Origin of the sequence: Bacillus sp. 22475 (assembly GCF_052044835.1) — a bacterium.
In the GTDB taxonomy this organism is placed as follows: Bacteria; Bacillota; Bacilli; order Bacillales; family Bacillaceae_G; genus Bacillus_A; species Bacillus_A cereus.
Genome location: NZ_JBQENW010000008.1, coordinates 181287 through 195350 on the forward strand (window position 1 = coordinate 181287; position 14064 = coordinate 195350).

Genomic DNA, 14064 nt, shown 5'->3' on the forward strand with positions numbered 1-14064 from the left:
AATGAAATACTCTTACTTGAATAGAAAATCATATAAACATAGTTTGAAAGTAAAGTATGAAAATGAATCAGATTTTTAAATTAAATTTGCCAATTCAACGGAGATTCGTGGGGAAAATGTGACTAAGAAGAAATCTCTTATACTCCACGTTTTTTATCTGTAAATTGGTAGTTCTAATAGCTTTGAAGAAAAGCAAAGGAGCAAAAAAGAAGTAGGTAGTTCATTTAATAGAAGATATGGTGTGAAAAAATAAAACAACGGAGGTTTTATAATGAATAAAGGAATACTGCAGATTACAGAAATTGAAGAAATTAGCATTCCTAATGTATTGAAGGATAAAATGAAGAATCTGATAGAAGATGAATTGAAAACTCATAATCCTTATACTTGTGATCAAGAAATAGCAGCATATTTTTCAAAAGAGTGGCTTAATTGTTTGATTGACTATTCAAAGAAAAATCCGAATTCAGATATGAAAAACCTACTACATATGATAAAAATAGCGAATTGTGGCGGGAACGTACCACCTACTCTTATTAAAAATACTCCATGTGATCCTATGGAAACACTATTACCTGGGGAAAATCGCAGAGGTTTTAATTATGGCGAAGACGAACGCGATAGAATGAAAAAATATTTTTATGCAGAATGGGTCACATGGCTTTTTGCCACACTTTTTAATTATGATGCTTTAATTCACCCATCCGAACATGCAGGGAAAAATAGATTTCACCTCATTTCACCTTTAAACAACGATGAAGTTTTGCGAAATGTCGGTGCAAGCACCGGTGGGGGAAACTTTTATCAACATAACGATGCCACAGTGTATACAGATATGAAAGACCAATCAGATATTGAAGCAAGATTGAAAACATTCAATACGAATTTAGAAATTGTATCAAATAGACTTAATAAATCCGTAGAACGAATAGTGTCTGAAATTACTTGTGGAAAATTTACTAGAGTTGATGCTCTTTTATTAAAAGGAGTGTTAAATTTAAAAACTCAAACTCATATTGGAACGCCAAAATTACTTCAAAAGCATCTTGAAGAAAATCACTTCAGTAAAGATGACATATTGGCGATAAGTAAAATGCCTATTGCTCATATCGCTGGAATGGCGGATGGTGAAATATCTGGATTTGTAGGGGAAATAAACCAAATCATATTTTTGGATGATAATGGCGATATTATTGCAACTTGTTTGAATGGAGCAGAAAATAGATTGATTTATGTGGGAGAAAGTGAAGAAGAAAAATTGAAATTTGACATGTTTTTAGAACTCTTACGAACAACGCCTACTTATAAGGTTCCACTTACATCTGAAGATTTATTAATTATCCCAAATTCATACTATGGTAAACAAACAAATGTAACTCATGGTAGGGAAAGGTTATCTGAGGAAGAATATAAAATCCCGATTGGAGATAATAAGTACGGAAGAAGAATTGTTTGCAGGCAGTACGTTTCCAGCCGATTACGTGATCAGAAAGAAAGTTACTTTACAGATATCATTAACTAGTTTAAAGAGAGGAGGGGCGATGGGGAGGTTTGAGTTATAATAGCTCAAGCCTGCCCCTATTCTTTGTATGGATTTTACTATTGAATTACTTATACTACTATTTTTAGTAGCTGTATTAGCAGGATGGATAGATACAATTGCTGGGGGCGGTGGTATGATAACTATCCCGATAATGTTATTAGTAGGTATGTCTCCTTCTGTAGCGATAGCAACTAATAAACTACAAGGGAGTAGCGGAACCCTCATGGCAACAATGATTTTTATTAAGAAGAAAGAAATTAATCTCAAAGATATGCGTTTGTCCATCTTAATGACCTTTTTTGGATCAGTTTTGGGTGGATGGCTTGTTTTACAGATACGGGCAGAATATCTAATAATGATATTACCTTTTTTACTTATTATTATTGGTCTTTATTTTCTATTATCTCCAAATATAGCAAACGAAGATCGACCGAGAAAAATAAGTATGTTGTTGTTTGCGTTAACAGTGGCTCCATTCCTTGGATTTTATGATGGTTTCTTCGGTCCAGGAACAGGTAGTTTAATTGCTTTAGCATTCATTCTCTTATGTGGATATAGTGCTACACGGGCAACTGCAAATGCTAAGATTTTGAATTTTACAAGTAATTTCGCTGCTTTGTTGTATTTTATTATTTTTGGCCAAATCGATTGGACAATTGGATTGATTATGATGCTTGGTCAAATTATAGGATCATATATTGGGGCGAAGATGGTGCTTACAAAAGGGACGGCATTAATACGACCAATAGTGGTTATTGTTTGCTTTGTCATGGCAATTAAAATTTTTTTGCAAAATATAAACTAAATGTAATCAATATATTATTTGTATCAAATTTAGAGTGTTTTCATGTTCTTATTGCAGTATTACGCTGTTTAAGATGTGTTCAAAATTACACAATTTGACTAGTGTAATGTATTGCGTTATGCTTTTTTTAGTATAAAAGAAAGGCTTGAAGATAATGATTCGTCGTTTGAGAAAGCTAAAAAATGTTGCTGTCGTAGTAAGCTTCTAAGTAAATAGCAAAATATATAATACTTAGAAGCGAGGAATAAAGTTATGAAGTATCCATTATTTAATCATTGGTCAGAAACAAAGTATATAAAAGATATAGTAACAAATCCACTCATTGAAGTGGGAGAGTACTCCTATTATTCAGGCTATTATAGTCATCAAAATTTTGAAGATGGCTGTGTAAGGTATTTGTGGGGGGATGCTAAGTCTCAAGCACTTTTCAATCCAATTGAACAGATGGGATGGCATCTTGATAAACTCATTATTGGGAATTATGTTTGCATTGCAAGTGGAGTAGTCATTTTAATGGGTGGTAACCATAATCATCACTCAGAATGGATTACAGTATATCCATTCGCTGAGCAAATTGAACAATCATATGAACCTAAGGGTGATACAGTCATAAAAAGTGATGCTTGGATTGGAATGAATGCTATAATAATGCCTGGTGTTACTATTGGTGAAGGGGCAATTGTTGCTGCAGGATCTGTCGTAAGTAAAGATGTTCCGCCGTATACAATAGTTGGTGGAAATCCTGCTAAGGAAATAAAGAAACGATTCACTGATACAGAAATAAACATGTTAATGGAAATGCGTTGGTTTGATTGGGATAGGAAATTGATTGAGAAGGCAATTCCGCTGTTATCTAGTCCATCCATCGAACCATTATTTGCTTTTTATAAAAATGAAGTGAAAAATAAATAAATCAGTTAGAAAAACTACATCCAGTATAGGGTGTAGTTTTTTTATTACAAAAAACTAATAGTTTAGACTAAAGAAAATTCATCTCTAATATAAGTCTAGCAAATAGCTGAATTGAGTAATTAAAATCCTTGATAGCTAATAAAGCATTAACGGGCAGTAAGACCCCAACTGATTAAAGTTTCACTTTATTTTTTGTAAATGTGGAACAAATGTATTATTTAGATTGTCTATTAATTGTAATCCTAAAAAATATGAAAGTGCGAATCATTTTGAAAAATATAAGGGGATTAAAAATAGTGATATGTGTGGGAATACAAAGTAGTAGGGCACCTAAAAGTGTCGGATGAGATGGTCTATATGAAAGCGATTCTAATGTCTTATATGTATATACAATTTGAGAACACTGTCTGTTTTTTTGAGATTATGTTAGAATAACGCTTTTTTTGAGTATAAAAATATTGGAGGTAACAGAAGTGAAAGGTATGTTTTGCAAGAGATTTATTGCAATAGTAACAGTGCTTACACTATTTTGTAGCATGTTCGTTACATTTGGAAGAGCAGCAGCGGAAACAGTTTCTGCTATAGAGGTTGAAGCAGGATCAGCAATTTTAATAGAAGCAAATTCCGGGAAAATTTTATATGAAAAAAATGCAGATGAATCATTGGCAATTGCTAGTATGACAAAAATGATGAGCGAATACTTAGTTCATGAAGCGGTGGATAAAGGAAAACTTAAATGGGATCAAAAAGTTAAAATCTCTGAATATGCACATAAGATTTCGCAAGATCGTTCATTATCAAACGTTCCATTAGAAAATGGTGGCTCTTATACGGTAAAAGAGTTATATGAGGCAATGGCAATTTACTCTGCAAACGGTGCAACAATTGCTTTAGTTGAAGAGATTGCTGGTAAAGAAGTCAACTTTGTAAAAATGATGAACGATAAGTCGAAAGAGTTTGGAATGAAAGATTATAAATTTGTAAACTCTACAGGCTTAACAAATCACGATTTAAAAGGATATCATCCAGAAGGGACAACTCTAGACGAGAAAAATAAAATGTCTGCAAGGGATTGTGCAATTTTAGCACAACGTCTTATTCAAGATTTCCCCCAAATATTAAATACAGCAAAAATTCCTAAAAAAACATTCCAAGAGGGTGGTAAATATCCAATTGATATGGCGAACTTTAACTGGATGTTAAAAGGTTTAATTAAGCAATATGAAGGTGTAGATGGTTTGAAAACAGGAACGACTCCAGAAGCGGGAGATTGTTTCACTGGTACAGTAGAAAGAAATGGTATGCGCCTAATTTCTGTAGTGATAAAAGCAAAATCTCATACGGCACGTTTTGATGAAACAAAGAAATTATACGATTATGGATTTGCGAATTTTGAAGTGAAGAATGTCTACAGAAAAGATTCAGTAGTAAAAGGGCATGAAACAGTGCGAGTAGCAAATGCAAAAGACAAAGATGTAGTAGTTCAAACGAAGCAAGCTGTTTCACTTCCAATGCCGAGGGGCAATAAAGACATTTATAAAAAAGAATTTAAAGTATTGAATAAAAAACAAGAAGTGCCTATTAAAAAAGGTGTAACAATTAGTAAAATGATTATCTCGCCTAAAGATAATACAGATCCTGGGTTCTTATCAGGTAAATCATTACAAATAGACCTTGTAACAAAATCTGATGTGGAACAAGCAAATTGGTTTACACGTTTTATACGTAAAACAGGATCTTTTTTTAGTGGTATGTGGGATAGTGCGATTGATATAGTAAAAAGCTAATTTTATAGGATACAACTAAATGTGTCACTTTATAAAAATTTAATAAAATCTTTTCTTTGTATTAAATATTTTGTTTTAAATTATGTATATAAAGAAATGGAGGTCAAATTAACTTTGTACTGCTTATATTAGGAATTTAAAGAAACAATATGTACAATTCTCCCACTACATTCTTATAGTGGCCTTTATGAACAGCAAAATTTACAATTTACAAGGAGAACATTTTATGAGTAAGAGAATAAAAGAATTAGATTCCATACGAGGGTTAGCGGCACTTACTGTGGTATTTGGACATTTTTGTTTAATGCTACCATCGTTGCCTAATTCTATTAAATTTTCCCCGCTTAGGTTTTTATGGGCGGGTGGGGAAGCTGTTATCGTTTTTTATGTACTAAGTGGTTTTGTGTTATCTATGGCACTTTATCATTCGAAAACAAATTATTGGGGATATTTAATTAAGAGATTTGTAAGAATCTATATTCCTTATTATTTTTGGATAATCGTTACCTTTGTTTTATTTATTTTATTTTCGTCGTATGAAGTGTTAGGACTACGGGATTGGTTCTATGATAGGTGGCAAGGGTCTATAACAAAATTAGATATTCTAAACCACTTTGTGCTTCTTAATAACTTTTTTACGGAAAATTATAATCCAGTTATTTGGTCATTGGCTCAAGAAATGCGTATATCTATTGTGTTTCCTTTGTTATTCCTCCTTTTTTATAAACTGAATTGGAAGAAAACGATACTATTAGCTCTGAGTTTTTCTTTAATTAGTGTTGTTCTTAATATGTTGCATATTGGGAAAGCTGAAGGATTTTATAATGGTTATGCTGATACATTGCATTTTATATCTATGTTTATTGTTGGAATGTTACTTTTTAAGTATCAGGAAAAACTTAGCTACTCATATAGGAATATGAAAAAATTTAAAAAAGGATTTCTTATTGCATTAGGGGTTATTCTATATTTATATTCCATTTTAATTTATGGTTTTTCCCGTAATGATACAACTTTCTTATTAAAAGATTGGGGTGTCGTAATGGGGGTTAGTATATTTATTATAATGGCTATGAGTAACCTAAAAGTAAAAGCATTTTTAAATAAGAGTGTATTTGTATATTTGGGAGAAATTTCATACAGTATCTATTTATGTCATTTTCCAATCATGATGGTACTATTTAAACTTTTGTATACAAAGATACCTATCTTTTTCCTTCTTACTTTGTGCATTGCAATGACACTACTTTTTTCTATAGTTTCATATCATTTAATCGAAAAGAAATGTATCAACTGGGCAAAACAAAGAACAACAAATTTTTTGAAAAAAGTATAATTCCTAGATAGATTTTATTTCTTTAGTAAATATATGAATATGACCGATTCCTAAGTATACTTAGGAATCGGTCAATTTTAGATTCTAAATGTAAATATAGTAAAGTGGAATATAATTGAAATCGAAAACCACTTAGAAATAACAATTACGGTGTGAGCTATTGTATAGTATAGATATGGTTAATAATAAAGGGGGAATACATATGTGGAAGCGATTTGTAGCAATTGGCGATAGTTTTACAGAGGGGATAGGGGATGAAGTTGAGGGAATTGCATTAAAAAGCTGGGTAGATCATTTTGTTCAACTGTGTGAAAACGATATAGAATATGCCAATTTTGCAAAGCGTGGGTTAGTAACTAAAGAAATTCGCTCGCAGCAATTGGAAAAGGCGTTAACTTTTAATCCAGATTTGGTTAGTCTCATTGCAGGGGCAAACGATGTTTTAAAAGGACGTTGGAATCATGATGCATATAAGAACGATATGGAATTTATGATAGATACATTAAGTAAAGCAGGGGCTGATATTATTATAGCAGACCTTCCAGATTTTACAGTTAGGCTTCCTCTTGCTTCTGAAAAAAAACAAGTAATAAAAGAACAATTATTAGAGGCAAATGAAGTTATACGTTCATTGAGCAGAGAGTATAAGTTTCATCATGTTGATTTTTGGAATCATCATTTAGTTAATGAAAATACGCTTTGGTCTAAGGATTTAATTCATCCAAACTCAAAAGGATATGTAAAAGTTGCTGAATTAATTTTTAGTAGTTTGCCTGTACAGAAGACAAAATAATAGTTTGCAATTTAACGAATATGATATTAAGTGTATGAAGCTATGTTTTTTAGTAAATGGAAAGAACTAAACATTTAGCAAACAAAGCGTATCTACGATATATTTCTACAGTAGTTCATAAATGTAGAATCACAAAGAAAGATCACTTATGGAAATAGGTGGTCTTTAAACGTTTTTATAACTAAATTAAAATATATACTGTATTACTAACAATTTCGTACTACATAAAAATTAAGTTCTCTTATAGAAAAACTGATATTATATTAAAATATAATAACATATTCAAATCATATTTTGGGTATGTATCCTAATTGTGAATAATGTGTAATTTTTTTGAAGTATAAATATCCAATAAATAAAATAGATAGTAGGTGCAGAAGTATTAATGCTATATTATTCAATTCTTGTTATGAGTGCATTAGTAATTGTTAGTATTATATTTTTATTATCAACTTTAGTTATTGGAATTAATTTGAATAGAAAATATGTAGGATAGGGAAAGGTACATATACTTTAATGTATATGTACCTTTTTATTTAGTAGGATTTATAGTCTCTATAAACTATTATGTTAATAAAATTAAAAAACTTAATTCTTGATATCCTTATGGCTAAAGCCATCTATAAAATGACAATATAACTAAATACTTGTTTGATATGATTTGTGGATTTAGTTTTTTATCCGAATTTTCTGATTCAAATATTTCAACTTTATGAATATAGTAGGTGAAATATTTGTGTGATAGTATTTGAGATAGAAAAAAGCCAACTTTAAAAAGGATGTGAATTGAATGTGTAAACGACTGTAAAGAGTTATATTAAGGCAACGTTTAGCTGTTATTAGTGCAAGGTAAAGGTCTATTTTGTAACAGTTGATATAAAAATGAAGAAACAGGTGCACTTGAATTTATCTGACTATTTTAAAAATACAAAACCTTGAGGTTAGTCTAGATTTTAACAAGGTTAAATTCTAGCTGAAATATTTATAATGATTAATTAAGTTTAATAAAGGGGTACCTTATACGCAAAAGCGTTTATATTAGTAACTTAAGGAGCTTGCTTTTATGAAAACTACCGATTCAAAAGGCCTATTAGGAAATAGGGTTTATTTACAAGTTTTCTCTGCCTATTCATTGCTTATGCTTGGTGTTTTTATTGATATGTTAGCGATTATGACTATAGTTGGGTTTGAATGGGAAGTAGATCCTACTATGATTGGATTGATCCCTGTTGCATATGCACTTCCTGGAATTATTTTTGGCTCATGGGCAGGTGTTATTGCGGATCGTTTTAGAAAAATTCCAATTATGATGTTCTGTAATCTAATGGTTGGTCTAATAACAATTGCTCTTTTATTTGTACAAGATATCCACTGGCTCTTAGTGGCATTAATGATTCGTTCCATTTTTATTGTTTTCTATTATCCTGCACAGCAAACACTAACAAGACAGATTGTATCCCCGGACTTGCTTACTAAAGCAGTAAGTATCAACGGAATAGTAGAGCAGGGTACAAAGATAGTAGGCCCACTTATAGGGGGCATGTTGCTGAGCTGGTTTCAACCAGAGTTCTGCCTCATTATAAGAGCTATAAGTTGTTTATTAGCTACCTTAGTTCTGATACCCACAATAAAATTTAAAGAAACTATATCGAAAGAATTTGTTGAAAAGCAAAAACAAAGTACTTGGACCGCTTGGGTACAAGGGTGGGGTTATGTGTTATCTAATCGGATAATATTATCAACCATGATTTTCGTTACAATAGCCATGGCAGTATTACAATTAGTAGACTCACAATTCCCAACTTTATTTAAGAGCTTATTCCCACATGATAAAAGTAAAATGGGATATATCATTTCTATTATTGGTCTTGGCGGAATACTTGGTGCATTACTAACTCAGAAATTAAAACAATTTCAATATGGCTGGGTAGTATGTGGAGGTATGGTTTTAATGGGAATTGGTTTTGGGGGGATTGGTTTGATAACGCCCGGTACGGTCTTCGTTTTAGCCTATTTAATTAGTTTTATCGCTGGTATCGGAAGTGGGCTGATGCTTGTATCTAATCAAGTCATTTTACAAATAGAATCCAATCAAGATCAAGTAGGAAGAGTATTTGGTATACAAAGCAGTTTAACAAACGCAGTTCTAATTATTTCTCCTGCTATGAGTGGTCCATTAGTGCATTTGTTTGGAGTAACTCAACTCTATGTTTATGGAGGGATTGGGCTTGTTATTATTGGAGTAATTGGAGTTTCACTGCAGAAATATTTATGGGCTAAACATAAACACGAACCTATAAGAGCAAATAATTTTTGAAGGGAAGATTTTTATGACCAATGAGGAATGCTATCCACTAAGCCATCCGCAGCGAAGAATATGGTATACAGAAGTCGTTCATTCTGATAAAGGAATATGTAATTTAAGATTTTTATTTAAACTTCATCGAAAAATGAATTATTCAAAATTAAACCAAGTTGTGAATCGCGTTATCAGTGAAAATGACGGTCTGTGCATTAGGTTAAAAGAAAATGGGCATCAGGAACCGAAACAATATTTTACTAAACATGAAGAACAAGAATTTGAGTTTTTTGATTTCAGTAATGTGGAGAATACAAATTTGCTTGAGGAATGGATTGAGCAGAAAACAAAAGAAACGTTTACATTATTTAATTCAAATTTATACAATTTCGCTTTAATAAAATTAAACGATAATGAATGTGCAGTCTTTGGAAATGTTCATCATATTATTATGGATGGTTTATCAATTCAAATATTTACTGAGCAGATTGCAAAATATTATTATGACATGCATAACGAGAATGAGGAAGGCGAAATTAAAAATTCATATGTTCAATTTCTGACCAACGAACAAACATACTTGAATAGTAGTCGCTTTCAAAAAGATCAAAAATTTTGGTTAGAGGAATTTAAAACACTGCCATCTGTGACTGGATTGAAGCCTTATAATACGTACCAAGTTAGTACCAAAGCATCACGTGAGACGTTTATATTAACGGAACATTTGAAGAGAAAGATAGAGAAATTTTCTGAAGATTACAAAATTAGTTTATATACTCTTTTTGTTGCTGCTTTCTCGTTGTCCATGTATCGGTGGACCTCATCGCTTGATATTGGTTTAGGAATGGCTTACGGCAACCGTATGACTAAAATGGAACGAAAATTGATTGGAATGATGGTGAGTACAGTTCCTTTAAGAATGGATATTGATCCAGAAGAAGAAGTACTTTCATTTATTAGTAGAGTGTCCAGAAAACAAAGTAAATCATTAAGACACCAGAAATATCCATTTGATTTGTTATTAAAGCAGATTAATAAAGAGAATAACAGTAATGTGAGACTTTTCGGAACTACGATTGATTATAGGGATCGTGATGAAAGTGGTGACTCACTATGGATTCCAAACCGTGAAGAAGTACAAGATTTTGCAGTGCATATTGAAAATCTAATTGATATAGACTCTTTACATGTACATATTGATTATCGTGAGGAGCTATTTTCTAAGGAAGAGATAAAACGCTTTTTTAACGTTATGTTAGCGATAATGGAAAACACTTTTGAAAACCCAAAGCAGAAGGTAGCTGAAATCGAAATTATTTCTGATGAAGATAAAAGAAAAAGTTTAGCTGAGTTCAACAATCCTAAGCTGGATTTCCCACCTCGGGAAACTCTTCATGAATTGTTCGAACGACAAGCAATGATTTATCCAAACGCTATTGCAGTTACGTATGAAAAAGAAAAAGTTACTTATAAGGAGCTTAATGAACGTGCAAATCAGTTAGCTCATTATCTGCAGAAAAAGGGAATAGGACCTGATACTTTAGTTGGACTGTGTGTTGAACGTTCTCTCGAAATGATTGTAGGTATTTTAGGGATTTTGAAGGCTGGTGGGGCTTATGTTCCACTTGATCCAACATATCCAGAGCAGCGACTTCAATATATTTTAGAGGATGCAAGCATTCAGTTATTCGTAACGCAAGAAAGTTTAAAAGAATTGAAATGGTTACCAGAAAATGTTGAATCGATTTGCCTGGATCGTGATCAAGAAGAGATGGGGAAAGAAAGTAAGACTTTGCCGGTTTCTAATGTGAATTCCCAAAATCTAGCTTACGTAATCTATACTTCGGGATCAACAGGGAATCCAAAGGGCGTTATGATAGAGCATCACAATGTCATTCGGTTATTTAAATCGACGGATTGTTGGTATCAATTTAATGAAAAAGATACTTGGACGCTTTTTCATTCTTATGCATTTGATTTCTCAGTATGGGAAATTTGGGGAGCATTATTATATGGTGGAAAATTAGTTGTTGTTCCGTACTGGAGTAGTCGATCGCCAAAAGACTTTTATCAATTATTGGTGGAGGAAGAAGTCACAGTTCTAAATCAGACACCTTCCGCATTTCGACAATTAATACGAGTGTGTGAACACGAAGATAAGAATAAAAACTTGCAGCTGCGTTATGTGATATTTGGCGGAGAAGCGTTAGAACCCATTAGCTTGTTACCGTGGTTTCAAAGATATGGGGATAAAGAACCACAGCTAATTAACATGTATGGAATTACAGAAACTACAGTTCATGTTACGTATTATCCAATTACTCTAGATGATGTGCATCATGCTTCGAGAAGTAATATCGGAAAACGGATTCCAGATTTAGAAGTGTATATATTAGATGCTTATCAACAACCTGTTCCTATAGGTGTAGATGGTGAGCTTTATATTGGCGGGGCAGGGCTTGCACGTGGGTATTTAAATAGACCTGAATTAACAGCAGAGCGCTTTATATCTCATCCATTTAGTAGTGATCCGAAATCAAGATTATACCGGACAGGAGACTTAGCGAGGTATTTGCCAGATGGGAATCTGGATTATCGTGGAAGAATTGATCATCAGGTTAAAATACGTGGTTTCCGAATTGAGATTGGGGAGATTGAGTCTACTTTAAATGCATATGCATCTATAAAAGAGGCAGTTGTAATTGTAAGAGAGGATCAACCGGGTGATAAACGATTAGTAGCTTATGTTGTAGGAGATGGAAATGTAGGTGCGTGGAGAGAGTATCTTAAAGCGAAACTACCGAGCTATATGGTACCTTCGGGATATGTGACGATGGAAGCTATTCCACTTACAGCTAACGGCAAAGTTGATCGTGAGGCCTTACCTATGCCAGAGGAAAAGCAGATTAATAGTGAATGTATTGGCCCTCGGAATAGTAATGAACAGATACTGGCTACTATTTGGAAGCAAGTATTAGGTATTAAAAAGGTGGGAATCTATGATAATTTCTTTGAAATTGGTGGCGACTCGATTCTCAGTATTCAAATCATATCTCAAGCAAGTCAAGTAGGGTTAAAACTTACTCCAAAGCAAATGTTTGAATGCCCAACTATTGCCGAGCTGGCACAAGTGGCTATAGAAACGCAGGGAGTACAAGCGGAGCAGGGGATTGTGACAGGAGATGTGCTCCTTACTCCAATTCAGTACTGGTTCTTCGAGCAAGAACATCCACATCCAGAGCATTGGAATCAATCAATGCTTTTAAGAGTAAAAGAGAGATTGGATGTGAAGTTACTAGAGGGAGCAATATTAAATTTAATCAAACATCATGATGCTTTACGTTTTCGGTACGAGCAGTTACCAAACGGAACATGGAGGCAGAGAAATGAAGGAACTGATGAGCTGTCAGTACTCCATGTTGTAAAACGTAATCAAGTTAATGAAAAAGAGTGGAATAAAATAATACAAGAAGAGATGAACATTAATCAAGCTAGTTTCAATTTAGTTACTGGTCCGTTAATGAGAGTAGTGTACTTTGAAGATAACTTGACTGGAAATGATCGAATATTCTGGGTGATTCATCATTTAGTAGTAGATGGAGTGTCATGGAGGATTCTATTGGAAGATTTACAGGTGGTATATAACCAGATGAAACAAGGTCAAGAAGTTCGCTTACCTGCGAAAAGTACATCTTTTAAAGAGTGGTCTGAACGACTCCAGACATACAGTGATTCGGGTATTTCAAAAGAAGTACAAAATTATTGGAATGAACAAGTAGAAAAAGAAACGATGAAAATTCCAATGGACTATCCAATACAAGAAACAACAGAAGAATCGATTGATCAAGTGACGAGGACTTTAGGAATAGAAGAAACACAAACATTGTTACACGAAGTTCTAGTCACTCATAAGACAAGGATTGATGAGGTACTATTAACGGCATTAGGACAAGCTATCGTTGATTGTATAAATCAGCAAACCGTTTCTATTCATCTAGAAGGACACGGAAGAGAAGAGATGATTGAAGGCATTGATTTATCAAGGACAGTGGGCTGGTTCACGAGTATTTATCCCGTTCATCTCAATTTTCAAGGAACTCAGACACCTATTGAAGGGTTAAAGGCTGTCAAAGAACAATTACGTCGAATTCCAAATCGCGGAGTTGACTATGGTATTTTACGTTACTTGAATAAAGGATTACTTCCGTTTTATCAGCAAAAGCCTTCAATAAGCTTTAACTATTTGGGCCAATTTGATCAGGTGTTTTCAAGGGACTCTTTGTTTATGCAAGAGACAGGATTTACATTTTTAGATCATGCTCCAGATTCCAAACCATCTCATCTAATTGAAGTTATCGGAATGGTGAAAGATGAAAAGTTACATTTTATTTGGATGTATAGTAGGGAACAGTTTTCTAAATTAAAAATTCAAGTAATAGCAGATGGTATGTTAAGGCATCTCCGTCAACTTATAAATAAACCAACAACAGAGTCTGCTTTTACGGTATCAGATTTTGCTGATGCAGAGGATCTTACGGAAGAAAGCTTAAGCAAAGTATTACTTAAATTAACAAAGAAGAGGGTGTAAA

Annotated in this window: 8 protein-coding genes; all 8 read left to right on the forward strand. The window is 33.1% G+C overall.

The window, feature by feature from the left end; all coding sequences use genetic code 11:
* The first annotated feature begins 271 nt into the window (after nucleotides 1-271).
* The 8 genes from ACTJJY_RS15650 to ACTJJY_RS15685 all read left to right on the forward strand — a co-directional run bounded on the left by ACTJJY_RS15650 (nucleotide 272) and on the right by ACTJJY_RS15685 (nucleotide 14063).
* Complete coding sequence (locus ACTJJY_RS15650) at nucleotides 272-1522, forward strand: hypothetical protein (protein ID WP_440605920.1); 1251 nt, start codon at nucleotides 272-274, stop codon at nucleotides 1520-1522.
* A gap of 67 nt (nucleotides 1523-1589) precedes the next feature.
* Nucleotides 1590-2348 (forward strand): TSUP family transporter, encoded by a 759-nt coding sequence (locus ACTJJY_RS15655; RefSeq protein ID WP_086404176.1) that lies wholly within the window; start codon nucleotides 1590-1592, stop codon nucleotides 2346-2348.
* A 252-nt stretch (nucleotides 2349-2600) separates the two neighbouring features.
* Entirely contained in the window at nucleotides 2601-3260 is a 660-nt protein-coding gene (locus tag ACTJJY_RS15660; protein ID WP_000876934.1) for a CatB-related O-acetyltransferase, read from the forward strand.
* Nucleotides 3261-3733: 473 nt separating this feature from the next.
* Nucleotides 3734-5047, forward strand: coding sequence for a D-alanyl-D-alanine carboxypeptidase family protein (locus tag ACTJJY_RS15665; RefSeq protein WP_440605921.1), 1314 nt, complete (start codon nucleotides 3734-3736; stop codon nucleotides 5045-5047).
* 187 nt (nucleotides 5048-5234) lie between these two features.
* On the forward strand, nucleotides 5235-6383 hold the full coding sequence (locus ACTJJY_RS15670; RefSeq protein ID WP_440605922.1) for an acyltransferase family protein: 1149 nt from the start codon (nucleotides 5235-5237) through the stop codon (nucleotides 6381-6383).
* A gap of 202 nt (nucleotides 6384-6585) precedes the next feature.
* Nucleotides 6586-7176 carry an SGNH/GDSL hydrolase family protein gene (locus ACTJJY_RS15675; protein ID WP_440605923.1) on the forward strand — a complete coding sequence of 197 codons (591 nt, stop codon included), beginning with the start codon at nucleotides 6586-6588 and terminating at the stop codon, nucleotides 7174-7176.
* A 1063-nt stretch (nucleotides 7177-8239) separates the two neighbouring features.
* Nucleotides 8240-9493: an MFS transporter gene (locus ACTJJY_RS15680; protein ID WP_440605924.1), complete on the forward strand. Its 1254-nt coding sequence runs from the start codon at nucleotides 8240-8242 to the stop codon at nucleotides 9491-9493.
* Nucleotides 9494-9506: 13 nt separating this feature from the next.
* Nucleotides 9507-14063 carry an amino acid adenylation domain-containing protein gene (locus ACTJJY_RS15685; protein ID WP_440605925.1) on the forward strand — a complete coding sequence of 1519 codons (4557 nt, stop codon included), beginning with the start codon at nucleotides 9507-9509 and terminating at the stop codon, nucleotides 14061-14063.
* The last annotated feature ends 1 nt before the right edge of the window (nucleotide 14064 follow it).

Coding starts and splice junctions, on each gene's coding strand:
- ACTJJY_RS15655 (WP_086404176.1), top strand. CDS start 1,590: ATGGATTTTACTATTGAATTACTTATACTACTATTTTTAGTAGCTGTA.
- ACTJJY_RS15650 (WP_440605920.1), top strand. CDS start 272: ATGAATAAAGGAATACTGCAGATTACAGAAATTGAAGAAATTAGCATT.
- ACTJJY_RS15670 (WP_440605922.1), top strand. CDS start 5,235: ATGAACAGCAAAATTTACAATTTACAAGGAGAACATTTTATGAGTAAG.
- ACTJJY_RS15660 (WP_000876934.1), top strand. CDS start 2,601: ATGAAGTATCCATTATTTAATCATTGGTCAGAAACAAAGTATATAAAA.
- ACTJJY_RS15685 (WP_440605925.1), top strand. CDS start 9,507: ATGACCAATGAGGAATGCTATCCACTAAGCCATCCGCAGCGAAGAATA.
- ACTJJY_RS15675 (WP_440605923.1), top strand. CDS start 6,586: ATGTGGAAGCGATTTGTAGCAATTGGCGATAGTTTTACAGAGGGGATA.
- ACTJJY_RS15680 (WP_440605924.1), top strand. CDS start 8,240: ATGAAAACTACCGATTCAAAAGGCCTATTAGGAAATAGGGTTTATTTA.